This is a genomic window from Micromonospora sp. NPDC004540, assembly GCF_040610095.1.
Classification (GTDB): Bacteria; Actinomycetota; Actinomycetes; order Mycobacteriales; family Micromonosporaceae; genus Micromonospora.
The window spans coordinates 23,597-49,325 of record NZ_JBEXLR010000043.1 but is presented as its reverse complement, the minus strand read 5'-3'; the positions used below and the strand labels follow the sequence as shown (position 1 = coordinate 49,325).

At 73.7% G+C, this 25,729-nt stretch carries 25 protein-coding genes and 1 pseudogene; 10 read left to right on the top strand and 16 right to left on the bottom strand.

Annotated elements, in window-relative coordinates; all coding sequences use genetic code 11:
• Positions 1–102: 102 nt before the first annotated feature.
• The 8 genes from ABZV78_RS16625 to ABZV78_RS16590 all read right to left on the bottom strand — a co-directional run bounded on the left by ABZV78_RS16625 (position 103) and on the right by ABZV78_RS16590 (position 8,892).
• Positions 103–315, bottom strand: a complete 213-nt coding sequence (locus tag ABZV78_RS16625) for an RICIN domain-containing protein (RefSeq protein WP_355639368.1) — start codon at positions 313–315, stop codon at positions 103–105.
• Between the two features lie 68 nt (positions 316–383).
• Positions 384–1,796 (bottom strand): GH1 family beta-glucosidase, encoded by a 1,413-nt coding sequence (locus ABZV78_RS16620; protein ID WP_355639366.1) that lies wholly within the window; start codon positions 1,794–1,796, stop codon positions 384–386.
• Positions 1,797–1,843: 47 nt separating this feature from the next.
• The gene (locus tag ABZV78_RS16615) at positions 1,844–2,842 is read right to left on the bottom strand and encodes an ABC transporter ATP-binding protein (protein WP_355639364.1); all 999 of its coding nucleotides are present in this window, start codon (positions 2,840–2,842) and stop codon (positions 1,844–1,846) included.
• Entirely contained in the window at positions 2,839–3,873 is a 1,035-nt protein-coding gene (locus tag ABZV78_RS16610; RefSeq protein WP_355639362.1) for an ABC transporter permease, read from the bottom strand. The genes ABZV78_RS16615 and ABZV78_RS16610 overlap by 4 nt, the downstream gene beginning before the upstream one ends.
• Before the next feature lie 3 nt (positions 3,874–3,876).
• Positions 3,877–4,854 (bottom strand): ABC transporter permease, encoded by a 978-nt coding sequence (locus ABZV78_RS16605; RefSeq protein WP_346534230.1) that lies wholly within the window; start codon positions 4,852–4,854, stop codon positions 3,877–3,879.
• A complete protein-coding gene (locus ABZV78_RS16600) occupies positions 4,851–6,017 on the bottom strand; it encodes an ABC transporter ATP-binding protein (protein WP_355639360.1) in 1,167 nt (388 codons plus the stop codon). The genes ABZV78_RS16605 and ABZV78_RS16600 overlap by 4 nt, the downstream gene beginning before the upstream one ends.
• A gap of 74 nt (positions 6,018–6,091) precedes the next feature.
• Complete coding sequence (locus ABZV78_RS16595) at positions 6,092–7,768, bottom strand: ABC transporter substrate-binding protein (RefSeq protein WP_355639359.1); 1,677 nt, start codon at positions 7,766–7,768, stop codon at positions 6,092–6,094.
• 122 nt (positions 7,769–7,890) lie between these two features.
• Entirely contained in the window at positions 7,891–8,892 is a 1,002-nt protein-coding gene (locus ABZV78_RS16590; protein WP_355639357.1) for a LacI family DNA-binding transcriptional regulator, read from the bottom strand.
• A gap of 237 nt (positions 8,893–9,129) precedes the next feature.
• Between ABZV78_RS16590 and ABZV78_RS16585 the strand changes: the two genes are divergently transcribed.
• A complete protein-coding gene (locus tag ABZV78_RS16585; RefSeq protein ID WP_355639355.1) occupies positions 9,130–9,636 on the top strand; it encodes a hypothetical protein in 507 nt (168 codons plus the stop codon).
• A gap of 59 nt (positions 9,637–9,695) precedes the next feature.
• Here ABZV78_RS16585 and ABZV78_RS16580 read toward each other — a convergent pair whose 3' ends face one another.
• Positions 9,696–10,427: an FkbM family methyltransferase gene (locus ABZV78_RS16580; RefSeq protein ID WP_355639379.1), complete on the bottom strand. Its 732-nt coding sequence runs from the start codon at positions 10,425–10,427 to the stop codon at positions 9,696–9,698.
• A gap of 272 nt (positions 10,428–10,699) precedes the next feature.
• Here ABZV78_RS16580 and ABZV78_RS16575 point away from each other — a divergent pair, with 272 nt between their 5' ends.
• Both ABZV78_RS16575 and ABZV78_RS16570 read left to right on the top strand, forming a co-directional pair.
• Positions 10,700–11,107 carry a YciI family protein gene (locus ABZV78_RS16575; RefSeq protein WP_355639377.1) on the top strand — a complete coding sequence of 136 codons (408 nt, stop codon included), beginning with the start codon at positions 10,700–10,702 and terminating at the stop codon, positions 11,105–11,107.
• 6 nt (positions 11,108–11,113) lie between these two features.
• Positions 11,114–12,259 carry a DUF6596 domain-containing protein gene (locus tag ABZV78_RS16570; protein ID WP_355639353.1) on the top strand — a complete coding sequence of 382 codons (1,146 nt, stop codon included), beginning with the start codon at positions 11,114–11,116 and terminating at the stop codon, positions 12,257–12,259.
• A gap of 28 nt (positions 12,260–12,287) precedes the next feature.
• On the opposite strand, the gene ABZV78_RS16565 is transcribed toward ABZV78_RS16570, so the two are convergent.
• Together ABZV78_RS16565 and ABZV78_RS16560 are read right to left on the bottom strand one after the other, a co-directional pair.
• Complete coding sequence (locus tag ABZV78_RS16565) at positions 12,288–12,668, bottom strand: YccF domain-containing protein (RefSeq protein WP_107077591.1); 381 nt, start codon at positions 12,666–12,668, stop codon at positions 12,288–12,290.
• Between the two features lie 48 nt (positions 12,669–12,716).
• A complete protein-coding gene (locus ABZV78_RS16560) occupies positions 12,717–13,904 on the bottom strand; it encodes a helix-turn-helix domain-containing protein (RefSeq protein WP_355639351.1) in 1,188 nt (395 codons plus the stop codon).
• A gap of 95 nt (positions 13,905–13,999) precedes the next feature.
• Here ABZV78_RS16560 and ABZV78_RS16555 point away from each other — a divergent pair, with 95 nt between their 5' ends.
• Positions 14,000–15,658, top strand: coding sequence for an FAD-binding dehydrogenase (locus ABZV78_RS16555; RefSeq protein WP_355639350.1), 1,659 nt, complete (start codon positions 14,000–14,002; stop codon positions 15,656–15,658).
• Between the two features lie 109 nt (positions 15,659–15,767).
• Here ABZV78_RS16555 and ABZV78_RS16550 read toward each other — a convergent pair whose 3' ends face one another.
• The 5 genes and pseudogenes from ABZV78_RS16550 to ccsA form a co-directional block, all read right to left on the bottom strand.
• The gene (locus ABZV78_RS16550) at positions 15,768–16,670 is read right to left on the bottom strand and encodes a cytochrome c-type biogenesis protein CcmH (RefSeq protein ID WP_355639348.1); all 903 of its coding nucleotides are present in this window, start codon (positions 16,668–16,670) and stop codon (positions 15,768–15,770) included.
• 56 nt (positions 16,671–16,726) lie between these two features.
• Positions 16,727–17,089 (bottom strand): annotated as a pseudogene (locus tag ABZV78_RS16545) (TlpA disulfide reductase family protein); the annotation flags it as partial.
• A 137-nt stretch (positions 17,090–17,226) separates the two neighbouring features.
• Positions 17,227–19,170: a cytochrome c-type biogenesis CcmF C-terminal domain-containing protein gene (locus ABZV78_RS16540; protein ID WP_355639346.1), complete on the bottom strand. Its 1,944-nt coding sequence runs from the start codon at positions 19,168–19,170 to the stop codon at positions 17,227–17,229.
• On the bottom strand, positions 19,160–19,570 hold the full coding sequence (locus ABZV78_RS16535) for a cytochrome c maturation protein CcmE (protein ID WP_355639344.1): 411 nt from the start codon (positions 19,568–19,570) through the stop codon (positions 19,160–19,162). The genes ABZV78_RS16540 and ABZV78_RS16535 overlap by 11 nt, the downstream gene beginning before the upstream one ends.
• The gene (gene ccsA, locus ABZV78_RS16530; RefSeq protein ID WP_355639342.1) at positions 19,567–20,262 is read right to left on the bottom strand and encodes a cytochrome c biogenesis protein CcsA; all 696 of its coding nucleotides are present in this window, start codon (positions 20,260–20,262) and stop codon (positions 19,567–19,569) included. Before ccsA ends, ABZV78_RS16535 begins: the two co-directional genes overlap by 4 nt.
• A 203-nt stretch (positions 20,263–20,465) precedes the next feature.
• Between ccsA and coxB the strand changes: the two genes are divergently transcribed.
• From coxB to ABZV78_RS16500, 6 genes are read left to right on the top strand one after another with little or no spacing between them, the layout of a single operon-like run.
• Positions 20,466–21,494, top strand: a complete 1,029-nt coding sequence (gene coxB / locus ABZV78_RS16525; protein WP_355639340.1) for a cytochrome c oxidase subunit II — start codon at positions 20,466–20,468, stop codon at positions 21,492–21,494.
• 8 nt (positions 21,495–21,502) lie between these two features.
• Positions 21,503–23,431, top strand: coding sequence for a cytochrome c oxidase subunit I (gene ctaD / locus ABZV78_RS16520; protein WP_355639338.1), 1,929 nt, complete (start codon positions 21,503–21,505; stop codon positions 23,429–23,431).
• Positions 23,428–24,057 carry a cytochrome c oxidase subunit 3 gene (locus ABZV78_RS16515; RefSeq protein WP_355639336.1) on the top strand — a complete coding sequence of 210 codons (630 nt, stop codon included), beginning with the start codon at positions 23,428–23,430 and terminating at the stop codon, positions 24,055–24,057. The genes ctaD and ABZV78_RS16515 overlap by 4 nt, the downstream gene beginning before the upstream one ends.
• On the top strand, positions 24,057–24,458 hold the full coding sequence (locus tag ABZV78_RS16510; protein WP_355639334.1) for a hypothetical protein: 402 nt from the start codon (positions 24,057–24,059) through the stop codon (positions 24,456–24,458). The genes ABZV78_RS16515 and ABZV78_RS16510 overlap by 1 nt, the downstream gene beginning before the upstream one ends.
• Complete coding sequence (locus ABZV78_RS16505) at positions 24,446–25,345, top strand: cytochrome c oxidase assembly protein (protein ID WP_355639332.1); 900 nt, start codon at positions 24,446–24,448, stop codon at positions 25,343–25,345. Before ABZV78_RS16510 ends, ABZV78_RS16505 begins: the two co-directional genes overlap by 13 nt.
• Positions 25,342–25,728, top strand: coding sequence for a c-type cytochrome (locus ABZV78_RS16500; protein WP_355639331.1), 387 nt, complete (start codon positions 25,342–25,344; stop codon positions 25,726–25,728). Before ABZV78_RS16505 ends, ABZV78_RS16500 begins: the two co-directional genes overlap by 4 nt.
• Position 25,729: the final 1 nt, after the last annotated feature.

The following is a 25,729-nucleotide window of genomic DNA, read 5'->3' as shown; positions in this document are numbered from 1 at the left end:
CCGCCCGGGTGGTCCCGGCGCCGGCGCGGCCGCGGCGCCCCCGCTCGCGGACCCGCTGAGCCACCGGGCCGGCGGCGGGAGCGCCGCCGGCCCGGCCATGGCTCAGGACGGGAGCGTCCACTTCTGGTTGGCCTCGCCGGTGCAGCTCCAGATCTGCGCCGGCGTGCCGTCGGCGCTGCTGTTGTCGGTGACGTCGAGGCACTTGCCGCCGACGCCGGTGATCGGGCCGGTCGGCGTGCCGCCCCCGCCGCCGCCGGACTGGCTGCCGGCCCAGGTGAACGTGGCGGTGGTGCGGGCCGGCAGGGTGTAGGCCACGGGGTTGCCGTGGGCACGGGAACGCGGCCGCCCGGGATCCCGTCCGGGCGGCCGCACTGACCAGCGGCTCAGCTCTCCCCGCGCACCCGCCGGATCGTGTCGCGGTACCAGTGCGCGCTGCGCTTCGGCGTGCGCCGCTGGGTGTCGTAGTCCACCCGGACGATGCCGAACCGCTTGTCGTAGCCGTACGCCCACTCGAAGTTGTCCAGCAACGACCAGGCGAAGTAGCCGCGCACGTCCGCGCCGGCCTGCCGGGCCCGGGCCACCGCCTGAAGGTGCTCGGTCAGGTACGCCACCCGGTCGTCGTCGGCCACGAACCCGTCGGCGTCCGGCTTGTCGTCGAACGCCGCCCCGTTCTCGGTGATCACCAGAGGCACGCCCGGGTAGTCCCGGTGCAGCCGGACCAGCAGCTCGGTGAAGGAGTCCGGCACGATCTCCCAGTCCATCGCGGTGCGCGGCAGGTCCCGGCGGATGACCCGGCGCACCGGCCGGCCGTCGTCGTCGCGCTCCCGGCCCTGCTCGTCCGTGCCGGAGTGGACCTGCCCGAAGTAGAAGTTCACCCCGAGCACGTCGATCGGGGACGAGATGACCTCCAGGTCGCCCTCCTCGACGGGGATGCGCACCCCCTCGGCGGCCAGGTCGGCCACCACGTCCTCCGGGTAGGCGCCCCGGAACACCGGGTCCAGGTAGAGCCGGTTGCCCAGCCCGTCGGCGGCCCGGGCAGCGTCCCGGTCGGCCGCGCTGTCCGTGGCCGGGTCCGCGGTGGACAGGTTGACGGTGAGGCCCAGCTCGATCGGGGTGGCCGCCGCGGCGCGCAGCCGCTGCACCGCCAGCCCGTGGCCGAGCAGCAGGTGGTGTGCGGCGGCGATCCCGTCACCCAGGTTCCGCCGCCCCGGGGCGTGGTTGCCGTACGCGTACCCGAGCATCGCCGAGCACCACGGCTCGTTCAGCGTGGTCCAGGTCTTCACCCGGTCGCCGAGGGCCGCGAAGACCAGCTCCGCGTAGTCGGCGAACCGGTAGGCGGTGTCCCGGTTCGGCCAGCCGCCCGCGTCCTCGAGCTCCTGCGGCAGGTCCCAGTGGTAGAGCGTCACCCACGGGTCGATCCCGCGGCCGAGCAGCTCGTCCACCAGGCGGTCGTAGAAGGCCAGGCCGGCCGGGTTGGCCGGCCGGCGGCCGCCCGGCTGCACCCGCGGCCACGCCACCGAGAACCGGTAGGTGTCCAGGCCCAGGTCCGCGATGAGCGCGACGTCCTGCGGCATCCGGTGGTAGTGGTCGCAGGCCACGTCGCCATGGTCGCCGTTGGCCACCGCGCCCGGCACGCGGCAGAAGGTGTCCCAGATCGAGGCCGTCCGGCCGTCCTCGGCCACCGCGCCCTCGATCTGGTACGACGAGGTCGCCACCCCCCACCGGAAGGTCGGCGGGAGGGTGTCGATCGGGTCGGCCTGCCCAGTGGTGGCCGGGCGGGTGAGGTCGGTGTCCATGGTTCTCCTCGCGGTAGCGGGTCGTTCGGTCGGACGGAGGATGGGGGTCAGCGGGGGACCGGGCCGGCGACCGGGTGCAGCCAGCAGGCGACGTCCCGGCCGGGTTCGGCGGCGCCCAGTACCGGCACCTTCTTGTCGCACGGGTCGAAGGCTTTCGGACAGCGCGGGTGGAACGCGCAGCCCTCCGGCATGGCCCGCAGGTCCGGCGGCGAGCCGGGAATGCCGGTCAGCTCGCGGCGCGGGCCGCGCAGCGCCGGGAAGGAGTGCAGCAACCCCTCGGTGTACGGGTGCAGGGCCTGCCGGTACAGCTGGGCGGCGGGCGCCTCCTCGACGATCCGGCCGCCGTACATGATGGCGATCCGGTCGGAGAACTCGACCAGCAGCGACAGGTCGTGGGTGATGAACAGCACCGCGAAGCCCAGCCGCTCCCGCAGCTCGGCGAGCTGGCCGAGGATCTGCCGCTGCATCACCACGTCCAGCGCGGTGGTCGGCTCGTCCATGATGACCACCTGCGGCTCCAGCGCCAGCGCCATGGCGATCATCACGCGCTGCCGCATGCCGCCGGAGAGCTGGTGCGGGTAGCTGTCCAGCCGGTCCGCGGCGATGCCGACCAGGCGGAGCAGGTCCCGGGCCCGGGCCAGCCGGCCCGCCGCCGTGCTCTTCGGCTCGTGTGCCTTGATCACGTCGAGCAGCTGGGTGGAGACCTTGTGCACGGGGTTGAGCGAGTTCATCGCGCCCTGGAACACGATCGAGGTCTCCGCCCAGCGGAACTGCCGCAGCTGCGCCGGGCTGAGGGTCAGCACGTCCACCGGCGGCCCGTCGGTCGGGTGGTAGATCACCTGGCCGCCGCTGACCACGCCGGGCGGCGGCAGCAGCCGGGTGAGCCCGTACGCCAGGGTGGACTTGCCGCTGCCGCTCTCCCCGGCCAGCCCCAGCACCTCGCCGCGGTGCAGGGTCAGGTCGACGTCGCGGACGGCGTGCACCGCCGCGTCACCGAGCCCGTAGTCGACCCGCAGCCCGCGGATCTCCAGCACCCGATCACTCATGGTGCGACCTCCTCTCGGGGGGCCGGCACCGGTCGGGCCGGGGCCAGCACGGGGGTGAAGCCGACCCGCATCCGCACGGAGCGGCCGTCGGCGGTGCGGATCCGGGTCTTGCCGGCGCTGCGCAGCCGGGGGCTGACGAACTCGTCGATGCCGAAGTTGATCAGGGCGAGGGCGGTGCCGAGCAGCGCGATGGCCAGCCCGGCCGGGACGAACCACCACCAGGCGCCCTGCGCGAGGGCCTGCTGGCCCTGCGCCCAGAACAGGATGGTGCCCCAGTTCCAGGACGAGATCGACGAGATGCCGATGAAGGCCAGGGTGATCTCCGACATCACGGCGAAGATGACCGTGCCCACGAAGCCGGACGCGATGATCGCGGTGAGGTTGGGCAGGATCTCGAACAGGATGATGCGCCAGGTCCGCTCGCCGGTCGCCCGGGCCGCCTCGACGTAGTCGCGGCGCCGCAGCGACAACGTCTGGGCCCGCAGCACCCGGGCGCCCCACGCCCACGAGGTGAAACCGATGATGAGCGCGACCAGCGTGTCGCTGGCCTGCTCGACGATCGACGTCACGATGATGATCAGCGGCAGCGCGGGGATGACCAGGAACACGTTGGACAGCGCCGACAGGCCCTCGTCAGCCACCCCGCCGATGTAGCCGGCCGTCACGCCGATGAGGATGGACAGGATCGTCGCCAGGATGCCGGCGACCAGGCCCACCACCATGACGCTGCGCGCGCCGACCAGGATCTGGCTGAAGATGTCCTGACCGAGATGGGTGGTGCCGAACCAGTGCGTGGCCGACGGAGGCTGGAGCACGTCGCCGCTGCGCGCGTCCGGGTCGTACGGCGCCACCCACGGCCCGATCACCGCGAAGAGGCAGTAGACGGCCAGGATGGCCAGGCCGGTCGCGGCCTTGGCGTTGGCGACGAACCGGAAGCGGCGCCGCTTCGCCCGGCCCGGCGCGGCCGCCGGTTGGGCCATCGCCCCCTGACCGGGGATGACCTGCTCGATGCTCGACGGTGAGATAGTCATCGCTCAGCTCTTTCGGGTCCGCGGGTCGAGAAGCAGGTACGCCACGTCGGCGAGCAGGTTCGCCACCAGCACCGAGATCGTGATGATCAGGAAGATCCCCTGCATCAGCGGGTAGTCCTTGGCGCCGACGGCCTGGAAGAGCTGGTACCCGAGACCCGGGTAGGAGAAGACGATCTCCACCAGCAGCGTGCCGCCGACGATGAACCCGAGCGACAGGGCGAAACCCGAGACGTTGGGCAGCAGCGCGTTGCGCGCCGCGTAGCTGAGCGCGACCCGGCGCTCCGACAGCCCCTTCGCGTGGGCGACCGTGATGTAGTCCTCCGACGAGACCGTGACCATCATGTTGCGCATGCTGAGGATCCACCCGCTCATCGAGGAGACCAGGATGGTGGCGGCGGGCAGGATGCTGTGCTGGATCGCGCTCGGGATGAAGTACTGGTCGAACGCCGGCACGAGGCCCGGCTCGTAGCCGCCGGAGGACGGGAAGAAGCTCCCCGGGCCGGCGAACACGGCGATGGCGACGAGGCCCAACCAGAAGTACGGGATCGAGGACAGGAACGTCGTGGCCGGCAGCAGCCCGTCGACCCAGGAGCCGCGCCGCCAGCCCGCGCCGACGCCGAGCGCGGTGCCGAGGAGGAAGCTGATGATCGTGGTGATGCCGACCAGGCCGACCGTCCACGGCAGGCTGTCGCCGATCACCGTCGAGACCGGGGCCGGGAAGAAGGTGAACGACAGCCCCAGGTCGCCGTGGAGGAGCTGCCCCCAGTAGTCGAGGTACTGCTCCCAGACGCTCTCGTTCGCGTCCAGCCCGAACAGCACGCGCAGCGACTCGATGGCGTCGGCGCTGATCCGGCCCTGGTTTCGCGAGATGAGCGACTGCACTGGGTCGCCCGGCACCAGCCGCGGGATGAAGAAGTTGAGCGTGATGGCCGCCCACGCCGTGAACAGGTAGAAGGCCGTGCGCTGCAGGAGGAATCTCATCGGGTCTCCTCCAGGGTGGCGGTGCCGTCCCGCTCGACCGCCGCCGAGGGCGGCGCCACGGCCGGGTCGGCGTCGGGCGCGGCGGAGCCGGGGGTGTCGGCGGCGACGGTGGCCGGGTCGTAGAGCCAGCAGGCCGCCCAGTGGCCGGGCCGGTCGCCGATGTCCAGCCGCGGCGGCAGGTCGGTGGTGCAGCGCCGCATGGCGTGCGGGCACCGGGGGTGGAACCGGCACCCGGCGGGCGGGGCGATCAGGCTCGGCGGCTCCCCCTGGCCGCGGTCCTCCCCGGCGGCCGCGTCGACGCCGGCGCCGTCGCCGGTGATGCGCTCCGGGTCCGGCGCCGAATCGGTGAGCAGCCGGGTGTACGGGTGGGCCGGGTTCTGGGTCACGGTCTCGCTGTCGCCGCCCTCGACCATCCGGCCGGCGTACATCACGATCGTCTCGTCGGCGAAGTAGCGGGCCGAGGCGATGTCGTGCGTGATGTAGAGAATGGCGATGTTCAGCCGCTGCTTGAGGTCCTGGAGCAGGTTGAGCACGCCGAGGCGGATCGACACGTCGAGCATGGAGACCGGCTCGTCGGCGAGGAGCACCTCCGGGTCGGCGCCGAGCGCCCGGGCGATCGCCACGCGCTGCCGCTGGCCGCCGGAGAGTTCGTGCGGGAAGGCGTCCAGGTAGCGCTCGGGCGGGGTGAGGCTGACGCGGGTGAGCAGCTTGCCGAGGGCCGCCTCCAGGTCCTCGGCGCTGCGCCCGGCGTTGCCGTGGATCCGCAGCGAGCGGGTGAGGTGGTAGCGGACGGTGTGCACCGGGTTCAACGACGCGAACGGGTCCTGCAGGATCAGCTGGACCCGCCGCACGTACGACCGGAAGGGACGGCCGCCGCGCACCCGGGTCGACGTGCCGTGCAGGCGGATGTCGCCGGCGGTGCGGGGGTAGATCTGGGCCAGCAGCCGGGCCACCGTGGACTTGCCGGAGCCGGATTCCCCGACCAGCGCGGCCACCCGGCCGCGACGCAGCGCGAACGATACGTCGTCGACGGCGTGCACGACGGCCGGCGTCCGGGAGAAGAGGTCACGCAGCCGCCTGCGGACGGGGAAGTGCTTGGTCAGGCCGACGGCCTCCAGCACCACCTCGTCGACCGGCGCCGCCGCGCTCTCGCTCAACGTCATGCCGAGTTCCTGTCTCAACGTGGGGTGCGCCTCCCCGGCCGGCTGGGGAGCCGGCCGGGGAGGCGGTTCGAAGGTCAGCCGTTGGCGGGCTTGAGGTGCAGGACCACGTCCAGCGCGTTGGGCTGGGTGGGCTGCATGGCGCCGTACGGGTTCGAGTCGTCCGGCCAGCCGGTCCAGTTCTTCGTGCTGTACGCCCCACCGATGTTGTCCGCGCCGACCGGGATCATCGGCATCTGGTCGACGAAGACCTTCTGCAGCGTGTTCATCGCGGCCGTGCGGGCCGCCTCGTCGGTGGCGTTCGCGTAGGCGACCAGGGCGTCGGTCGCCTCCTTGTTGTTGAAGCGGCCGAAGTTGCCCGCCGGGGAGGCGGTGCCGATCGGCTTGAGCTGCCGGCCGTCCATGATGGTCCGGTAGATGTCGTACGGCGTGGCGCCGCCCTCGGTCCACCGGAAGGTCGCCTCGAAGTTGCCCTGCTCGACATTGCGGAACCAGGCGTCCTGGTTGGCCTTGTCGACCGTCGCGGCGATGCCGATCTTCGACAGGTTGTCCTTCACGATCTCGAGGCTGGTCTGGTAGTCGGACCACCCGGCCGGGTCGGTGAGCTTGATCGTGACGGCCTTGCCGGTCTTGTCCTTCAGGGTGTTGCCGTCGAGCTTGTAGCCGGCGCCGGTGAGCAGCGCCTTGGCGCCCTCGATGTCGACCTTGTGCTCCTGGCCCTTGAACTCCGACGCGATGAACGCGTCACCGGCCGGGCTGGGCAGGCCGGTCACGCTCTTCACCAGCGGGTGGAAGTACGAGGCCTCCGCCGTGGTGAAGATGTCCTCGCGGTCGATGACCATGTTCATGGCGCGGCGCAGCGTCGGGTCGTCGAACGGCTTCTTCGTGGTGTTGAGGTAGAGGCCGTGGATGCCCAGGATCGGGGGCGCCCACACCTTGTGGTGCTCCTGGTCCTTGGCGACGAAGACCGTCTGGTAGTTGGGGATGAAGACGAAGCTCCACTCCGACTCGCCGTTGGCCAGGGCGGTGGTCTGCGCGCTGTTGTCCGTGTAGGAGGTGTAGCGCAGTTCCTTGACGTTCGGCAGGTCCTGCCAGTAGCCCTTGTCGCGCACCGCCAGGGTCATGCTGGCCGGGGTGAACGACTTCAGGGTGTACGGGCCGCTGCCGACCGGCTGCTTGACGGCGTCGGTCGTCGGGTCGCTGATCTTCTCCCAGATGTGCTTGGGAACGATCGGCACCCGCCACAGCACCTTCTGCTGGTTCACGAACTGCGGGCTGGCCATCTTGATGGTGACCTCGTTGCCGCTGGCGGTCGCGTCCGTGTAGGGCACGCCCTGGTCGTTGAGCGCCGGGTACTTCTTGACCAGGTTGTAGGTGAAGGCGACGTCCTCGGCGGTGACCTTCTGCCCGTCCGACCAGGTGGCGTTGTCGCGGATGGTGACCTTCACCGAGGTGTAGTCCGAAGACCACTCGGCCTTGGTCGCGAGCCACGGCTTGAACGGGTCGGCCGGCTTGACCGGGTTCCACATCATCAGCGGCTCGAAGATCTGCCAGCGGTAGCCCAGCGAGGCCGCGGCGGACGTGGTGAGGAACGGGTTGTTGTTCTCGGCCTGCGGGCCGTTGGGCATGCCGACGTTCAGCACCGTGGCCGCCTGGCCGTTCTTCTTGTTGGCGTTCGGGCTGTCGCCGCACGCGGCGACGCCGGTGGCCATCGCGCCGGCCAGCGCGACGGCGAGGAGTTGCCTTCTTCTCATGGAGGTCTCCCTCGGTGCTCCCGCAATCCTCGAGCGGGATGTGGTGGATGGAGGGTGTGCGGTGTTACCACCGGTGGGCGCGGTGCCCACCGGTGCGGGTGATGGATACAGCGGTGGGGAGGTCAGGTGGTGCCGGTCGAGGCGCGGACGGTGAAGCTGGTGGGGATGACGGTCGGGGCGGCGGGCAGCGGCGTGCCGGCGAGGTGGGCGATGAGGCTACGGGCGGCGGCCGCCCCCATCTCCCGCAACGGCTGGCGCACCGAGCTCAGCGGTGGGTGGGTGTGCCCGGCCAGGGGCAGGTCGTCGAAGCCGACCACCGCCACGTCGTCCGGGACCCGGCGGCCGGCGTCGCGCAGCGCCTGGAGCGCCCCGGCCGCGGAGAGGTCGTTGTGGGCGAAGACGGCGTCGAACGGCACGCCGTCGGCGAGCAGGCGTTCCACCGCGACCCGCCCGCACTCGAAGGTGAAGTCGCCCTCCACGACGAGGGCGGGGTCGATGGGCAGGCCGGCGTCGGCGTAGCCGTCCGCGAAGCCGGCGAGCCGTTCCCGGGTGCAGCCGAAGCGGCTCAGGCCGGTGACGACCAGCGGCCGCTTCCGCCCGTGCGCCAGCAGGTGCGCCGCGGCGGCCCGGGCGCCGGACTCGTTGGTGGTCCGGACCGACGGGAAGCCGGGCTGGTGGCCGCGGTCGTCGATGAGGATGACCGGCAGGCCGCGCTCGTGCAGTTCGGTGATGTAGTCGAGGGTGCCCTCCGGCTCGACCACGAGCAGGCCGTCGAAGGACTTCGCGGAGACCTGGGAGGCGAACCGCCGCATCGACTCGTCGCCGTGGGTGCAGGTGAACAGCAGCATGCCGTACCCCTCGGCCTCGACGACGTCGGCCGCGCCCTGGAGCACCTCGCCCATCCAGGGCCAGGTCAGGGCGGGCACCAGCATGCCGACGACCCGGGTGCGCCCGCGGGCCAGGCCGACCGCGCGGGCGCTCGGCACGTAGCCGAGGGCGTTGATGACGGCGCGGACCCGGTCGGCGGTGCGGACGTGCACCTCGCCCTTGCCGTTGAGCACCCGGGAGACCGTCGTCTTGCTCACGCCGGCCCGGGTGGCGACGTCGGCGATGGTGATCGGCACGTGACGCTCCCGGGTCGCAGGGGTGAGGCGGATGCTTCGGAACCGGTTGCGGAAGCGGTTCCGTCGCAGTCAACCGAAGTGGCGGCGGTCACGTCAATAACGGGCCGGTAACGAAACATGGCTAAGTTCGAAACCTGAAAAAAGTGCCCCTGGACAACGCGGCCGATGAGGGTGTGAGCAGCGTCGATGCGAGGAAAGGGCTGGCTCGCGGCGGGTTGCGGCGCCTACCGTGACCCGATGACCGAACCGCCTCCCGTGTGGCTGTTGGACGTGGACGGCGTGGTCAACGTGTCCCGACCCGGCTGGGGCGCGCCGCCCCGGCGCAGCCTGGTCTGGGCCGACTCCGAGGCCGTCGGCTACCGGGTCCGCTGGGCGCCGGCCCTGCTCGACCGGATCCGCGCCCTGCACCGCTCCGGCGCGGTCGAGGTGCGCTGGTGCACCACCTGGTGCCCGGACGCCGAACGGCTGGAGCGGCTGTGGCGGCTCCCACCGCTGGCGCGCTCGCTGGACGCCCACCCGATGCCGCGCGGTGCCGCGTGCTGGCCGCTGAAGCTGGCCGCCGCGCAAGCTGTGCTCGCTGCCGGACGGCGCCTGGTGTGGACCGACGACGAGGCGCTGCCGGCCGCCGGCGCGGATCGGGACGCGCTGACCGCCGACGGGCGGTCCCTGCTGATCGCGCCCCGCCCTTCGCGCGGCCTGCAACCGGCCGACCTCGACCGGATCGCCGCGTTCGCCGCCGGCTGACGTCCGCCCGGGCAGAGGTCAGGCCGGGCGGGCACGGGCCTGGACGCCACTCGGCGGCGTCAGGCCGGCCGGGTGCGGGCGTAGACGTCGCCCGAGTTGGCCTCGTGTGGCAGCGCCCGCAGGTACGCCGCCACCTCGCCCGCCGGCCGCCACCCGGGCAGGGCGTACGCCATCTCGTCGCCGAGCGCGACGGTGAACGCGGTGAAGCCCAGCCCGGTGAGCCGGTCCAGGCAGCGCGCGGCCAGGTCCCGGGCGATCGTGGTGAACTCGAACGACAGTGCCGGCAGCGGCCGGCTCAGCCCGGCCAGAACGGCGTCCTCGAAGCCCTCCACGTCGATCTTCACGAAGGCCGGCACGCCGTGCGCCGCGATCAGGGTGTCGAGCGTGGTGCCGGCGACCTCGATCTCGGCATCCCACGTCTCGTGTGCCCAGCCGCCGGCCCCGTGGGCGGCCCGCAGGAACCCCGCCGACGCGGTGGAGATCGTGGGATTCGCCGAGTTCACGTGCAGCCGCATCGGTCCACTGCGCGACCCGCACGCCGCCTCCACCACGGTCACCCGGTCGTCGCCCGCGTACAGGGCGCGCAGGGCGCGGGTGCAGAGCGGCTGCGGCTCCACGGCCACCACCCGGGCGCCCAGCCGCCGGAAGCTGCCGAGCCGGTCGCCCACGTGCGCGCCGAGGTCGAAGACCAGGTCTCCCGGGCGGACCAGGGGGGCGTAGAACGCGTCCATCGCCGCCTCGCGCGCCGGGTCGCCGTAGTACGCCTCCAGCGAGCGGCGCAGGCCCGACATCGTGGGATCTGCCTTGAGTGCCTCGATCACCCCGCTATGACCGCCCACCACTCCGACCGTAGCCGCGCCCGGCCCTTTGTGAGCCCCATTCGGGTGACCCGCCCCCGTGCCCTCAACCCAGCCTCCTAGGACGCCGTAGGGGGAGTGGGTTCGACCTCGCCCGCAGATGTTTCCCAGAAAAATTTCGTGGTGGGATGTCGAGAACCCGGACTCGGCTCCGTCCCCGCAGTGAACACGGCCACGACGGGCCGTACCGCACCGAGGAGAACATGATGGCCAAGTACCTGCTGCTGAAGCACTACCGCGGGGCGCCGGCGGCGGTCAACGACGTGCCGATGGACCAGTGGACGCCGGAGGAGGTCTCGGCGCACCTGCGGTACATGCAGGACTTCGCCGATCGGCTGGAGGGCACCGGCGAGTTCGTCGACGGTCAGGCGCTCTCCCCGGAGGGCACGTTCGTACGCTACGACGGGGAGGGGCGGCCGCCGGTCACGGACGGCCCGTTCGCGGAGACCAAGGACCTGATCGCCGGCTGGATGGTGATCGACGTCGACACCTACGAGCGGGCGCTCGAGCTGGCCGGCGAGCTGTCCGCGGCTCCGGGTGCGGGCGGAAAGCCGATCCACGAATGGCTCGAGGTGCGCCCGTTCCTGACCGCGCACCCCACCATCACGGAGTGACGCACGGTGGACGAGGCCCTGCTGCGGACCCTCACTCCCACCGTGATCGGGGTCCTCGTCCGTCGCGGAGCTGACTTCGCGGCGGCCGAGGACGCCGTCCAGGACGCCCTGGTCGAGGCCGTGCGCGGGTGGCCGGACGACCCGCCGCGGGACGCCAGGGGCTGGCTGGTCGCCGTGGCCTGGCGGAAGTTCCTCGACGCCGCCCGCGCCGACGCCTCCCGGCGCCGGCGCGAGGTGCGCGTCGAGATCGAGCCCATGCCCGGCCCGAGCGAGGTGGCGGACGACACGCTCCAGCTGTACTTCCTGTGCGCGCACCCGTCCCTGACACCGGCGTCGGCCGTCGCGCTCACCCTGCGCGCGGTCGGCGGCCTGACCACGCGTCAGATCGCGGAGGCCTACCTCGTGCCGGAGGCGACCATGGCCCAGCGGATCAGCAGGGCCAAGCGGACCGTCTCGGGCGTCCGGTTCAACCAGCCCGGTGACGTCGCCACGGTGTTGCGCGTGCTGTACCTGGTCTTCAACGAGGGCTACTCCGGCGACGTCGACCTCGCCGCCGAGGCGATCCGGCTCACTCGCCAGCTGGCGGCCAGGACCGACCACGAGGAGGTCGCGGGCCTGCTCGCGCTCATGCTGCTCCACCATGCCCGGCGCGCGGCACGGACCGGCCCCGACGGCCGGCTCGTGCCGCTGGCCGAGCAGGACCGCAGCCGGTGGGACACCCGCCTGATCGCCGAGGGCGTCGACGTGCTCCAGAAGGCCCTCGCCCGCGACCGTCTGGGCGAGTTCCAGGCCCAGGCCGCCATCGCGGCGTTGCACGCCGACGCCCGGACGGTCGAGGAGACCGACTGGGTGCAGATCGTCGAGTGGTACGACGAACTGGTGCGACTCACCGACAGCCCGGTGGCCCGCCTCAACCGGGCCGTCGCGGTCGGCGAGGCCGACGGTCCGCGGGCGGGGCTGGCCACGCTGGCGAGGCTCGACCCCGGCCTGCCCCGCCACGCCGCCGTCGCGGCGTACCTCACGGAGCGGGACGGTGACCTCGTGGCCGCGGCACGGCTCTACGCCGAAGCTGCCCGGTCGGCGTCCAGCCTCGCCGAACGCGACCACCTCACCCGACAGGCCGCACGACTCAACGCGCGGCTGCGCGGTTAGCGGCGGGTGCTCCTTCGGCCGGTCCGACTCACGGCGTCTCGACGACCTCCTGGCCGAGGGGCCAGAGTGCGGCGGGGACGAGCTTGAAGTTGGCCACCCCGAACGGAATGCCGATGATCGTCACGCAGAGCGCGACGCCGGCGAGGATGTGCGAGAGGGCCAGCCACCAGCCGGCCAGCAGCACCCACAACACGTTCGCCAGGCCGGAGGCGACACCGGCGCCGGGCTTCGGCACGAGGGTGCGGCCGAACGGCCACAGCGCGTACGAGGCGAGGCGGAGCGAGGCCACCCCGAACGGGATGGTGATGACCAGCGCGAAGCAGATCAGGGCGGCTACGCCGTAGCCCAGCGCCAGGACGAAACCACCGCCGAAGACGAGCCACAAGACGTTCAGCAGGAAGCGAAGCACACTCCCATGGTTGCCGCCGCCCGCAAGGTCACCCCGCCGGCGGGGGCGCTACCCGTCGCCGAGCCGGTGGCGCAGCGCGAGGTGGAGCACCAGCCGCCGGTCGGGGTCGTCCAGGGCCGCGCCGAACAGCTCCCGCAGCCGGCGCATCCGGTAGCGCACGGTCTGCGGGTGGGTGTGCAGGTCCTCGGCCACGGCGACCACCTGCCCCTGCCGGCGCAGCCAGCCGTGCAGCGTCTCGGCCAGGGCGCGGCGGGCGGCCGGCCGCAGGCCGGCCAGCGGGGCCAGGCAGGCGTCGGCGAGATGGTCGGCCAGCCCTGGCTCCCAGCGCAGCAGCAGGGTGAGCAGGTGGTCGTCCCCGACCACCGGGTCCGCGCGCAGCACGCCGTCGCGGCGCAGCGCCAGGGCGCGCGCGGAGATCCGGTACGACAGCCTGGCCCGGCCCAGCGCCACGCTCGGCCCGAGCGCCGCCCGGCGGCCCGTGAGGGCCTGGCGGGCCCGGTCGAGCCGCCCCGGGGTGGCCGGGTCGGGCAGCACGATCCGCACCACGTCGTCGATGACCGTGGCGATCGCGCCGCCGCCGATGGTGCGGCCGAGGTGCTCGGCGTCGTCGCCGTCGACGCTGAGCACCGCGACCGTCCGGGGCAGCGGCCAGCGGGCCGCATCGGCGGCGGCGCGCAGCGCGGCCTCGGCCGGCGGTTGCGGCTGCACGAGCAGGGTGATCAGCCGCCGCCGGGTGGTGGCCCAGTCCTGGGCGGCGTCGCGCTGCTCGTCGAGGTACCCCTCGGCGGCGGCGCCGGCCAGCGCGTCGACGTAGCCGAAGAGCGCGCCGGCGACCACGTACAGGTCCGCCGGGGCGGGGCCGGCGGCCGTGGTGTGCGCGACCAGGAAGGCCCAGATCTCCCGGCCGCCGAGGGTGAGCACGGCGCGCAGCGCGTCGACCCGGTGCCCCTCCCGGTACTCGGTGCGGCCCAGCTCATGGAAGACCGCCCGGGTGGCGGCCAGGTCGCGGGCCGGCTCGGCGACCGCGTCGACGAAGGCGTCCACCGCGGTCCGCACCCCGAGGGCCAGCCCGCGGCCCTGCCCGCCGGTGAGCGAGCGGCCCTGCGCCCGCATGGCGGCGCGGACGGTCTCCAGGATCCGCCCGTGCAGCGGGGCGCGCAGGCCGCGCAGCTGCTCGCCGACCGCCGGCGCGAGGTGGGCCAGGCCGGGCTCGATGTCGAGCAGCGTGTCGGCCATCGTCGGCTCCTTTGTCATCGCGGTGACAAACGCGGTGGCGGATCATGCACGCCCCGACCAAGGATTTTGGCACCCGGCTACGTACGGTCGGTGCCGTGGATACCGATGTGATCGTGATCGGGGCCGGGCTGGCCGGCCTGGTTGCCGCCGCCGAGGCCGCCGACGCGGGTCGCCGGGTGCTGCTGCTGGACCAGGAGCCGGAGCAGAACCTCGGCGGGCAGGCGTGGTGGTCGTTCGGCGGGCTGTTCCTGGTCGACTCGCCGGAGCAGCGGCGGATGGGCATCCGGGACTCGGTGGAGCTGGCCTGGCAGGACTGGACCGGCAGCGCCGCCTTCGACCGTCCCGAGGACCACTGGCCGCGCCGGTGGGCCGAGGCGTACGTGCACTTCGCGGCCGGGGAGAAGCGGGCCTGGCTGCGGGGCCTGGGCCACCGCGTCTTCCCGGTGGTGAGCTGGGCCGAGCGGGGTGGGGGAGCGGCGCACGGGCACGGCAACTCGGTGCCGCGGTTCCACGTCACCTGGGGCACCGGCCCGGGCGTGGTCGAGCCGTTCGCCCGGCGGGTCCGCGCCGCCGCCGAGCAGGGCCGGATCCGGCTGTTGTTCCGGCACCGGGTCGACGAGCTGGTCACCAGTGGTGGCGCCGTCACCGGCGTGCGCGGCGCGATCCTCGCCCCCGACGACGCCCCGCGCGGGCGACCCACCTCCCGGACCGTGGTCGGCGACTTCGCCTACGGGGCGCAGGCGGTGATCGTCACCTCGGGCGGGATCGGCGGCGACCACGACCTGGTCCGGCGGGCCTGGCCGGCGCGGCTCGGCACCCCACCGGCCCGGATGGTCACCGGGGTGCCCGCGTACGTCGACGGCCGGATGCTGGCCGTCACCGAGACGGCCGGCGGACAGGTGATCAACCCGGACCGGATGTGGCACTACACCGAGGGGCTGCGCAACTGGGACCCGATCTGGCCGGGGCACGGCATCCGGATCCTGCCCGGGCCGTCCTCGCTCTGGCTCGACGCGACCGGCGAGCGGCTTCCGGCGCCGCTCTTCCCCGGCTTCGACACCCTCGCCACGCTGCGCCACCTGCGGGCCACCGGCCACGACTACAGCTGGTTCCTGCTCACCCAGAAGATCCTGGAGAAGGAGTTCGCGCTCTCCGGCTCGGAGCAGAACCCCGACCTGACCAACCGCAGCGTGCGGCAGGTGCTCCAGCGGGTCCGCCCCGGCGCGCCCGGCCCGGTGGAGGCGTTCAAGCGGCACGGCGCGGACTTCGTCGTCGCCGACGACCTGCCGGAGCTGGTCGACGGGATGAACAAGCTGGCCGCCGAGACCGGCGGGCCGCAGCTCGACGCCGTGGCGCTGCGCCGGGTCGTCGAGGCCCGGGACCGGGAGATCGCCCACCCGTTCGGCAAGGACGCCCAGCTGCACGCCATCCGCGGCGCTCGCCGCTACCGGGGCGACCGGCTGATCCGGGTCGCCACCCCGCACCGGCTGCTCGACCGGGCCGCCGGCCCGCTGATCGCCGTGCAGTTGCACGTGCTGACCCGCAAGACCCTCGGCGGCCTGCACACCGACCTGTCCGGCCGGGTCCTGCGCCCCGACGGCGAGCCTCTCGCCGGGGTGTACGCCGCTGGCGAGGTCGCCGGCTTCGGCGGGGGCGGCATGCACGGCTACAACGCCCTGGAGGGCACCTTCCTGGGCGGCTGCCTCTTCTCCGGCCGCACCGCCGGCCGGGCCGCCGCGGCGGCGATCGGGTAGAGCGGACGCCGGCCGGGACCCGCGGGGCGGCGGACCCGGCCGACTCGGGGTCAGGCCGCCACGCCGTGGGGAGCCACCAGCGGCGTGCCGTTCTTCGGCACGGTCCCCGTCAGCGCCCGGCAGGTTCCGGGCCCGTCGCGAGCAGGCGCCTGATCTCCGCGGCGGCCGGGTGTGCCGGTGCGACGGCCAGGAAATGCCGCAGCGTGTCTCCCGCCTCGACGGAGCGGCTGTTCCGCTGCGCCAGGCCCAGCACCAGCAGGCCGTCGGGGGAATCCGGCTCGCGGGCGAGCACGTCCCGGGCGGTTCGTTGCGCGGCGGCGCCGTCGCCGGCCCGGAGCAGCGCGAACGCGAGTCGCAGCCGGACACCGTCGTCGGGCCGGTCCCGCAGCGCCTCCTGGTACATCTGCGCGGCGGCGTCGTACCGCTCCTGGGTCTCCAGGTCGTGGGCGAGCTGGAGGGCGACCGCGACCGGGTCGGCCGGCGCCGGCCGGGCGGGCGGGCCGAGCCGGTCGGCGACGATCGCGACGGACGCCACGAGCCCCACCACGCCCACGGACGCCACCCGCCACGCCCGCCGTGCGCCCCGAGCGTCCGGCGTCCAGGGTGCGGTGGAACCGGTCCGGGCGGCACCGGGTCGGAGCGTCCGCAGGGCCGCGTAGCCGCCGGCCAGCAGCGCCAGCACGGGTACGCCCCAGAGCAGCAGCCGGACTCCGCGGGCCGGCGGATCGGTCAGCACGTCGGCGCCGTACCGCTGGACGAACCACCGCCGGATCTCGGTCCGGTCCCGCCCCTGGGCGAGCTGGTCCGCCACCACCTGCCGCATCGCCGCCGCGATCGGTGACCGGGAGTCCGCCACCGACTCGCCCTGACAGGCCGGGCAGCGCAGCCCGGCGGACACCGCGCGTACCGGATCCTGCCGGCCGGGGTCGCCCGCCGACCGGGCCAGCGCCGCGCCGGCCGCCGCGGCGAGCGTGACGAGCACGAGCGCCACCAGGGCGCGCCGCCACCACATCCGGCCAGCAGCGGTGCGATCCGCTGCTCCAGCCACTGCCGGGTCACCACCCCCTGCCGCCGGTCGACGAGCCGGCCGTCCCGGCCGACCACGAAGGTCTCCGGCACGCCCCGCACGCCCCACTCGACCGCCCGCGTGCCGTCGGGATCCGGCACCACGGTCAACCCGGTCGCACCGGTCTCGTCGAGCAGCGCCCGGACCGCGTCGGCGCCGTCGCGGATGTTCAACCCGACCAGCCGGACGCCACGCGGGGACCAGCTGCGCTCGGCGTCCACCAGCAACGGCAGCTCGTCCCGGCACGGCCCGCACCAGGAGGCGAACACGTTGACCAGCACCACCTGGCCCCGGGCGTCGGAGAGCGCGAAGCGGCCACCGTCCAGGGTGGCGCCGGACAGCGCCGGGGCGGGTCTGCCGGCCACCGCCGTGGCCTCGCCGGGGCTCGGCGTGGCGGGTGCGCGCAGGCCGAAGGCGAGCAGGGCGCCGACGGCGACGGTGAGCGCGAGGACCGTCGCCGGTCCGACGCGCAGCCATCCGGGGCGCCGCGCGGTTGGCCGCCTCACGTCGCGGCTCCCGGTCCGACGGCCACCGGGCCGGGCCGCGGCCGGTCGGCGCGGGCGGCCGGGCGGGTTCGCGGGCGGGCGGTGGCGGCGGCCGCGAGCAACCCGCTGACGGCGGTCAGGCCGCCGCCGGCCCAGATCACGCCGACGAGCGGGTTCACCGCGAGCCGCACGGTGGCGGCGCCGGTGTCCTCGCCGACGGCGAGCAGCGTGACGTACGTGTCACGCAGCGGGCCGGTGCCGATCGCGGGCACGGTGACGGCGGTGTCCCGGGCGGCGTGGTAGCGCAGCGCCGGCGTGATCGTGCCCCCGGCGCGGCCCGACGCGGTGAGCGCCAGCCGGGCCTGTACCGCCATGCTTCCGCTGCCGCCGGTCCGGTCCACCCCGACCAGTCGGACCGCGACGTCGCCCACCCGCAGGGTCTCGCCGATCCGCAGCGTCCGTTCGGCGTCCCGGCCGTACGCCGACGAGCCGGCGACGCCCACCGCGACCAGGGCGAGCCCGGCGTGCGCGACCAGTCCGGCGAGCCGGCCCGGCCGTCGGTGCGGGCCGGGCCGGCGTAGCCGGTGGGCCAGGTCCGCGGCCAGTCCGGTGAGGACGAACGCCGCCGCGCCGAACGCGGTGAGCGCGGCCGGGCCGGGCCGGCTGAGCAGGCCGACGAGGGCGACGGTGCCCAGACCGGCACCGGCGGGGACGACGAGTCGCCGCAGCGCCGCCGACCGGTCGCGGACCCGCAGGGCCGGCGTCACGCCCATCACCACCAGCACCACGACCGCCAGGGGCACCGCGGTGCGCTGGTAGTAGGCGGGGCCCACCGAGGAGCGCGTCCCCGTCAACGGGGCGGTGAGCAGCGGCAGGATCGTGCCGATCAGCACCACCGCGGCGATGGTCACCAGGAGCACGCCGTGGACCAGCACCAGGGTGGCTCGGGAAAGCGCCCGGGGGCGCCCGGCGCGGGCCGGCTCGGGGACCCGGCGACCGGTCAGGACGGCCGACACCACCACCGCCAGCAGTACGAAGCCGAGCAGCATCGGGCCCAGCGGCGAGTCGGTGAAGGCGTGCACGCTGGCCACCGCACCGGATCGGGTGAGGAAGGTGCCGAGCAGCACCAGCAGGAAGCTCGCGCAGGCGAGCGCGCCGTGCCAGGCGGCCCGGCCGCGGACCAGGGTGGTGTGCAGGAACGCGGTGGCGGTCAGCCAGGGCAGCAGGGAGGCATTCTCCACCGGGTCCCACGCCCAGTAGCCGCCCCAGCCCAGCACCGCGTACGACCACCAGGCGCCCATCCCGACGCCGCCGGTCAGCGCCGCCCAGGCGACCAGCGCCCATGGGCGCGCCGTCCGCACCCAGCCCGGTCCGTCCCGTCCCGCCAGCGGCGCCGCCAGCGCGAACGCGAAGGGTACGACCAGACCGAGGTAGCCGGCGTAGAGCAGCGGCGGGTGCACGCCCATGGCCGGGTGCTGCTGGAGCAGGGGATTCGGTCCGGGGCCGTCGGCCGGCACCGGGCTCACCGCGCGGAACGGGTTCGCGGCGAAGGTGGACAGCGCGAAGAAGAACAGCATGACCACGCTGACGACCACCATCGCGTACGCGTGCAGCCGTGCCGGGTACGCGCGCCGGGCCAGCAGCGCGGCGTACCCGCCGAGGATCAGCAACCACAGCAGCAGCGAACCGTCCAGGGCCGACCAGAGGCTGGTCAGGGTGTAGTAGAGCGGAACGTGCCGGCCGCCGTTCTCGGCCACGAACCGGACGCTGAAGTCGTGCCGGAGCAGCGCCGTCTCCAGCAGGGCGCAGGCCAGGGCGGCGGCGGCCAGAGTGGCGGCGGTGCCGCGCCGGGCGGTGCGGGGGTCCGCGCCGAACAGGGCCACCCGCAGCCAGAGCAGGGCGGTGAGGGTCGCGCAGGCGAGCCCGACGGCGAGGCCGGCGGTGCCGAGGTCACCCAGCATCGACCGGAACCGCGGGGGAGGACGACGGCCGGTACTCGTTGCCGTGCCGGACCACCACGTGGTCCGAGCGGAACACGCCGTCGGACGACAACGTGCCCTCGACGACCGCACCGGTCCCCTCCCGGAAGGTCTCCGGCGGTGCGCCGCGCTGCTCGACGGTGATCTCGTGACCTCCCTCGGCGAGGCGGAACACGACGAGGTCGCCGTCGTGGCGCAGCGATCCGGGCACGACGTCGCCGCCGAGGCGGACCGGCTGGCGCGCGCCGCCCGGATCGTCGAGCAGCTCGCCCGGCGTCCGGTAGTAGGTGACGGTGTCGCGGAGCGCGCTGGTGACCAGCAGTCCACCGGCGGCGAGCAGCACCGCGACGAGGGCCACCCGGCCCGCCCAGCTACGCATCATCCGACTCCGGCCGGCGTGCGCTCGGCGGCGGGGCAGGGCTCGGGGGCCAGGCGGCGCTCCAGATGGACGACCCGGTGCAGCAGGAGACAGAACGCGGCGAGGGTCGCGGCGGCCACGGCGAGCAGCAACGCGGTGGCCATCCGGGGGTCGATGGGCGGCCGGTGCGGGGCCAGCACCGTCGCCTGCTGGTGCAGCGAGCGCCACCAGACCACGGAGAAGTGCACCACGGGCACGAGGAGGAAGCCGGCGACGCCAGCGACCGCGGCGGGCCGGGCCACCCCGTGATCGCCGCCGTCGCGCGTTCCCCGACGCTCGGCCAGCGTCCGGCGCAGGGCGAGGTAGCCGGCGTAGGCGAGCAGCAGCAGGGCGGTGCTGACCAGCCGGGGATCCCAGGCCCACCAGGTGCCCCAGACCAGGTGCCCCCAGACGGACCCGGTGCCGATGGCGGCGGCGGTGAGCACCACCCCGAGCTCGGCCGCCGCCCGGGCAAACCGGTCCCAGCGCAGGTCACCGCCGATCAGGTACGCCCCGCTGGCCGCGAGCACGACCGCGAACGCGGCGTACGCCACCCAGGCGGCGGGGACGTGCAGATACATCAGGCGTTGCGCGTCGCCCTGGAGTTCATCGGGGGGCGCGAGCCATCCGCCGGCCACGGTGGCCGCGGCGGCGAGCCCGCCGGCGGCCCAGGCCATCGTCCGACGCGCCGCGGCCGCTCTGGCGGTGTCCGTGAGGAGGTCCACGGTGGAGGCTTGCATCATCTCCCTGTCCGCGTCCCTGAGGCGCTTGACCGAGAAGGGGGGACTGGAGAACCCACCATAAGGTGATCCGGGTCCCACATGCCGCCGTTCCGGGTAAAAGGTATGAAGCTCGGAAAGCGGTACTAAGGTCCTTCCCGGTGAAGACGACAGCGCAGACCACCTCGCGCCCGGCACGGCCGCAGCGCCGAGCCCGGTCGGTGCTGCCGCTGCTGTACGGCCCGCTGCTGCTCGCCGGTTGCTCCGGCGGCAGCCCGTCGGCGCTGAATCCGGCGGGGACCGGGGCGGCGCGGGTCAGCGGCCTCTGGTGGCTGCTGTTCTGGGTCTCCGTCGCGGTGTTCGCCGAGGTCATGGCGCTGCTCGCCTGGGCGCTCGTGTTCCGGCGGGGCGCTGCCCGGGTGCGTCACGGCCAACCGTTGCGCTTCGTGACGATCGCCGGGGCCGGGCTGCCGTTCATCATCCTCGTGGCGGTCTACGGCGTCGGTCTGCGGGACCTCGCCGCGCTCGGCGCCGGCCCCGGCCGGGACGCGCTCACCGTGGAGGTCACCGGCCACAAGTGGTGGTGGGAGGTGCGCTACGCGGGCACCTCCGGCGCCACCGCCAACGAGATCCACATTCCCGTCGGGGAGCGGGTCCGGGTCCGCCTGCGCACCGACGACGTGCTGCACAGCTTCTGGGTGCCGCAGTTGATGCCGAAGACGGACCTGATCGCCGGCGAGACTCGCGAGACCTGGCTGGAGGCCCGGCGCGACGGCAGCTACCGGGGCCAGTGCGCCGAATACTGCGGCACCCAGCACGCCCACATGGCGTTCCTCGTGGTGGCCGAACCCCGCGCCGACTTCGACGCCTGGCTGGCCCGGCTGGACGCCCCCGCCCGGGCGCCGCGGACCGAGGCCGAACGGCGCGGTCAGCTGACCTTCGTGCAGGGCACCTGCGCCGCCTGCCACACGGTCCGGGGCACCGCCGCGCAGGGGCGGGTCGGGCCCGACCTGTCGGACGTCGGCTCGCGGTGGAGCATCGGCGCCGGGGCGGTGCCCAACGACGCCGGACACCTCGGCGGCTGGATCGCCAACTCGCAGACCGTCAAGCCGGGCAACGGCATGCCCCCGCAGCCGGTCGACGCCCCACGACTGCCCGACCTCATCGCCTACCTGCGGTCGCTGGAGTAGGGGCCACCATGTCCACGACCACCAGCACAACGCCCGGCGTGGGCCGGGACGACCTGGCCCGGCTGGCCGAGCACTGGGCCGAGCCCCGCTCGCTGCGCGCCTGGTTCACCACCGTGGACCACAAGAAGATCGGCCGGCGCTACCTGGTCACCGCCGCGTTCTTCTTCGTCCTCGCCGGGCTCAGCGCCCTGGTGATGCGCACCCAGCTCGCCCGGCCCGAGGCCGGCGTGGTGTCGCCGCAGGAGTACAACCAGCTCTTCACCATGCACGGCACGGCGATGATCTTCCTGTTCGCCACCCCGATGCTCTTCGGCTTCGGCAACTTCCTCGTGCCGTTGATGATCGGGTCACGGGACATGGCGTTTCCCCGGCTGAACGCCTTCGGCTACTGGGTGTTCCTCTTCGCCGGCCTGTTCATGTGGGCGAGCCTGCCCTTCGGGGCGGCCCCCAACAACGGCTGGTTCGCGTACGCGCCGCTGAACCAGGTGCAGCACAACCCGGGCCTGCACATGGACGTCTACGCGCTCGGTCTGCTCTTCCTCGGCATCTCCACCACCTCGGGCGCCATCAACTTCATCGTCACCGCGCTCAAGCTGCGGGCGCCGGGGATGTCGCTCAACCGGGTGCCGTTGTTCGTCTGGGCGATCGTGGCCACCGCGTTCATGGTGATCTTCGCCCTGCCGGCGCTGAACGCGGACAACGCGATGCTCTTTTTCGACCGCCGGTTCGGCACCCACTTCTTCGACCCGTCCGGCGGCGGGAACGTGCTGCTCTGGCAACACCTGTTCTGGATCTTCGGGCACCCCGACGTGTACATCATCGTGTTGCCCGCGCTGGGCATCGTCTCCGCGGTGCTGCCCGCGTTCACCCGCCGGGGCGTGGTCGCCTATTCGCTGATCGTGCTCTCCATCGTGGCGATCGCGATCATCTCGTTCGGGGTCTGGGTGCACCACATGTTCGCCACCGGTCTGCCACAGCTGTCCTACAGCTTCTTCAGCGCGGCCAGCACCGTCATCACCATCCCGTCCGGGATCCAGATCTTCGCCTGGCTCGCCACCATGCTGCTCGGCCGGCTGGTGCCGCGGGTGCCGCTGCTCTTCGTGATCGGGTTCATCGTGACCTTCGTGCTGGGCGGCTTCACCGGCGCGATGTTCGCGCTGACCGCGTTCGACCAGCAGGTCACCGACTCCTACTTCGTGGTGGCGCACTTCCACTACGTGCTGATCGGCGGGGCGGTCTTCCCGATGCTCGCCGGCATCTACTACTGGCTGCCCAAGATCACCGGCCGGATGTACCACGAGGGGCTCGGGCGGTGGGCGTTCTGGCTGGCCTTCACCGGCATGCACGTCACCTTCTTCCCCATGCACCTCACCGGCCTGTTCGGCATGCCCCGGCGCGTCTACACGTACCGCAGCGAGCCGGGTTGGGACGGGTGGAACCTGGTCAGCACGGTCGGGTCGTACCTGCTGGCGCTCGGGCTGCTGCTGGTGCTCGTCGGCGTGGTGCACGCGCTGCGCCGGGGCCGGCCGGCGCCGGCGGACCCGTGGGAGGGCGACAGCCTGGAATGGTCGACGGCCTCGCCGCCCGAGCCGTACAACTTCGCGGTCATTCCCCGGGTGCACAGCCTGCACCCCACCTGGGACGCGCGGACCGCCGAGTCGACCACCACCGGCGCGACCGCGGACCGCGTCCTCAGCGACGGTCGGCGCACCCTGTTCACCAGCGAGCTGGACGCGCACACCGAGCGGGCGGTGGCGATGCCCGAGCCGTCGTTCAAGCCACTCGTCCTCGCCGGCGCGCTGCTGGTCTTCTTCACCGCCATGCTGCTGGCCGCGTACCCGATCGCGGCCGTCGCCGTGCTGGTGGTGGCGGCGACGATCGCGGCCTGGCTCTGGCCGCCGCGTCGCCCCGACGAGGAACTCGGGGTGGCGTCATGACGGACCGGGGTGGGGTCGTGACCGCGGCCACCGGCGTCGCGGCGCTGACCACCGAGGAGCCGGTCGGCCGGCCGACCGGCTGGTGGGGCATGGTGCTGTTCGTCGCCACCGAGGCCACCCTCTTCGCCTGCCTGCTCGGCAGCTACTTCTACCTCCGCTTCCAGTTCGGTCCGCAGTGGCCGCCGGGCGGCGTCGACAAGCCGAAGCTGCTCATCCCGCTGCTGATGACCGCGGTGCTGGTGCCCAGCAGCCTGCCCGTGATCTGGGCCGAGCACGGCATCCGGCGCGGCCGGCGCGGGCGGCTGCGGGCGGGGCTCGCCGCCACCCTGGTGCTCGGGCTGAGCTTCCTGGCCCTGCTGGCCGTCGAGTACGCCGAGAACCTCAAGCACTTCACCATGACCACCGACGTCTACGGCTCGCTGTTCTACCTGATCACCGGCTTCCACGGGCTGCACGTGCTGGTCGGGTTGACGATGATCGGGTGGCTGCTCGCCGCCTCCCTGCGCGACGGCAGCTTCGGGTCCCACCGCCACGAACGCGTCCGCAACGCCGCGATCTACTGGCACTTCGTCGACGCGGTCTGGGTCGCCATCCTGTTCACCATCTACCTCTCCCCGCGGCTGTGATGACCACCGGACCCGGCCCGCACACCCGCCTGGCCGGCGGGCTGCTGCTCTGGTACGGCGTCCTCGGCGGGGCCGTCGCCTGGGCCGCGCACCTGCTCGTGGCCTGGCCGCTGGACGAGCTGACCTGCGCCGCGGGCCGCGAGCGCGTCGCCGCCGTGCCGCTCTGGCTGGCGGTGTGGCTCGCGGTGGTGATCCCGGGCCTGGTCGCCGTGGGATCGCTGCTGGTGGCCACCCTGGTGTGGCGGCGTACCGCCCGGGCGCCGTCGGCCGGCGCCGAGGACCGGGCCGTCGACCGCTCCCGGATGCTCGCCGTGGTGGGGGTCTGGGCGAACCTGCTGTTCCTGACGATCATCGTGCTCGGCGGGGTCGCCGTGCTGGTGTTCCCGCCATGTCAGGGCTGACCGTCTACCGGGCCCACGGGTCCGGCCCGGGCGACGTGGCCGACGGGCTCCTGACGATGCTGTCCGTGGCCGTGGTCTGCCTGCTCGCGGCCGGCTACGGCCGGGGTGTCCAGGAGCTGTGGGCGCGGCGCGGCCGCGGCCGGGTGGTGGCGGGTCGGCGGGTGACGGCGTTCGGCGCCGGGCTGCTGGTGCTGCTGGCGGCCGACCAGGGGCCGGTGCACCGGCTGGCGGAGTCCTCCTACGCCGGGCACATGGCCCAACACATGCTGCTCCTGCTGGTGGCGGGCCCGCTGCTCGCGGCCGGTGCGGCGGGACTGCCGCTGACCCTGGCCGCGCCTCGCCCGCTGCGCCGGCTGCTGGCCCGCGTCCGGGCCGCGGCGCCGGTGCGTCGGCTGCGCCGCCCGGCCGAGTACGCCCTGCTGGCCGCTGCGGCGCAGACCCTGGCCCTGTGGCTGTGGCACCTGCCGGGCCCCTACGTCGCCGCGGTGGACCGCCCGGTCCTGCACGCCGCCGAGCACCTGAGCCTGGTGGCGGCGGCCTGGCTGCTGTGGGCGCCGGTGCTCGGCCCGACCCGCCACCGGACGCCCGCGCCGGTGTCGCTGCTGCTGCTGGTCGGCACCATGCTGCCCGCCTCCGCTCTCGGCGCGGTCCTCACCTTCGCCCCCGAACCGGTCTACCCCGCGCGTGTCCTCGGCCCCGACCCGCTTGCCGACCAGCAGCTCGCCGGACTGCTGATGTGGGCGCCGATGGACCTCGTGGTTCTGGTGGCGGCGCTGGCGGTCTTCCTCGGCTGGCTGCTGCGGCTGGACCGGGAACGGCCCGACCGCCTGGTCCGGCCCGCCGTACCGCCGGCGAAGAGTCCCGCAACCGAATGGATGGTGCGATGAGCCGTCGTCTCTGGATGCTGGCAACGGTGCTGGCGGCGCTGCCGGTCGTCGCCGTGACCGGCTGCGCCTCGACGTCGCCACCACCACCGCCGGAGTCCCACGCCGGGCGGCCGGACCGGGGCGCGAAGCTGATCGCCCAGTACGGGTGCGGCTCCTGCCACACCGTGCCCGGCGTCGACCGCGCCGGTGGGCTGGTCGGCCCGCCGCTGACCCGCTTCGGCGCCCGGTCGTACATCGCCGGTGAGCTGCCCAACAACGCGGACAACCTGCGACGGTGGATCACCGACCCGCAGGCCGTCGAGCCGGGCACCGCCATGCCGAACCTCGGCGTCAGCGCGATCGACGCCCAGGACATCGCCGCGTACCTCTTCACGTTGGACTGAC

Bases quoted from the DNA above. Each gene is read 5' to 3' on its own strand.
- ABZV78_RS16620 (WP_355639366.1), bottom strand. From the start codon at position 1,796: ATGGACACCGACCTCACCCGCCCGGCCACCACTGGGCAGGCCGACCCG.
- ABZV78_RS16615 (WP_355639364.1), bottom strand. From the start codon at position 2,842: ATGAGTGATCGGGTGCTGGAGATCCGCGGGCTGCGGGTCGACTACGGG.
- ABZV78_RS16610 (WP_355639362.1), bottom strand. From the start codon at position 3,873: ATGACTATCTCACCGTCGAGCATCGAGCAGGTCATCCCCGGTCAGGGG.
- ABZV78_RS16605 (WP_346534230.1), bottom strand. From the start codon at position 4,854: ATGAGATTCCTCCTGCAGCGCACGGCCTTCTACCTGTTCACGGCGTGG.
- ABZV78_RS16600 (WP_355639360.1), bottom strand. From the start codon at position 6,017: ATGACGTTGAGCGAGAGCGCGGCGGCGCCGGTCGACGAGGTGGTGCTG.
- ABZV78_RS16595 (WP_355639359.1), bottom strand. From the start codon at position 7,768: ATGAGAAGAAGGCAACTCCTCGCCGTCGCGCTGGCCGGCGCGATGGCC.
- ABZV78_RS16585 (WP_355639355.1), top strand. From the start codon at position 9,130: ATGACCGAACCGCCTCCCGTGTGGCTGTTGGACGTGGACGGCGTGGTC.
- ABZV78_RS16580 (WP_355639379.1), bottom strand. From the start codon at position 10,427: ATGTCGGGCCTGCGCCGCTCGCTGGAGGCGTACTACGGCGACCCGGCG.
- ABZV78_RS16575 (WP_355639377.1), top strand. From the start codon at position 10,700: ATGGCCAAGTACCTGCTGCTGAAGCACTACCGCGGGGCGCCGGCGGCG.
- ABZV78_RS16560 (WP_355639351.1), bottom strand. From the start codon at position 13,904: ATGGCCGACACGCTGCTCGACATCGAGCCCGGCCTGGCCCACCTCGCG.
- ABZV78_RS16550 (WP_355639348.1), bottom strand. From the start codon at position 16,670: ATGTGGTGGCGGCGCGCCCTGGTGGCGCTCGTGCTCGTCACGCTCGCC.
- ABZV78_RS16540 (WP_355639346.1), bottom strand. From the start codon at position 19,170: ATGCTGGGTGACCTCGGCACCGCCGGCCTCGCCGTCGGGCTCGCCTGC.
- ABZV78_RS16535 (WP_355639344.1), bottom strand. From the start codon at position 19,570: ATGATGCGTAGCTGGGCGGGCCGGGTGGCCCTCGTCGCGGTGCTGCTC.
- ccsA (WP_355639342.1), bottom strand. From the start codon at position 20,262: ATGGCCTGGGCCGCCGGCGGGCTCGCCGCCGCGGCCACCGTGGCCGGC.
- ctaD (WP_355639338.1), top strand. From the start codon at position 21,503: ATGTCCACGACCACCAGCACAACGCCCGGCGTGGGCCGGGACGACCTG.
- ABZV78_RS16515 (WP_355639336.1), top strand. From the start codon at position 23,428: ATGACGGACCGGGGTGGGGTCGTGACCGCGGCCACCGGCGTCGCGGCG.
- ABZV78_RS16510 (WP_355639334.1), top strand. From the start codon at position 24,057: ATGACCACCGGACCCGGCCCGCACACCCGCCTGGCCGGCGGGCTGCTG.
- ABZV78_RS16505 (WP_355639332.1), top strand. From the start codon at position 24,446: ATGTCAGGGCTGACCGTCTACCGGGCCCACGGGTCCGGCCCGGGCGAC.
- ABZV78_RS16500 (WP_355639331.1), top strand. From the start codon at position 25,342: ATGAGCCGTCGTCTCTGGATGCTGGCAACGGTGCTGGCGGCGCTGCCG.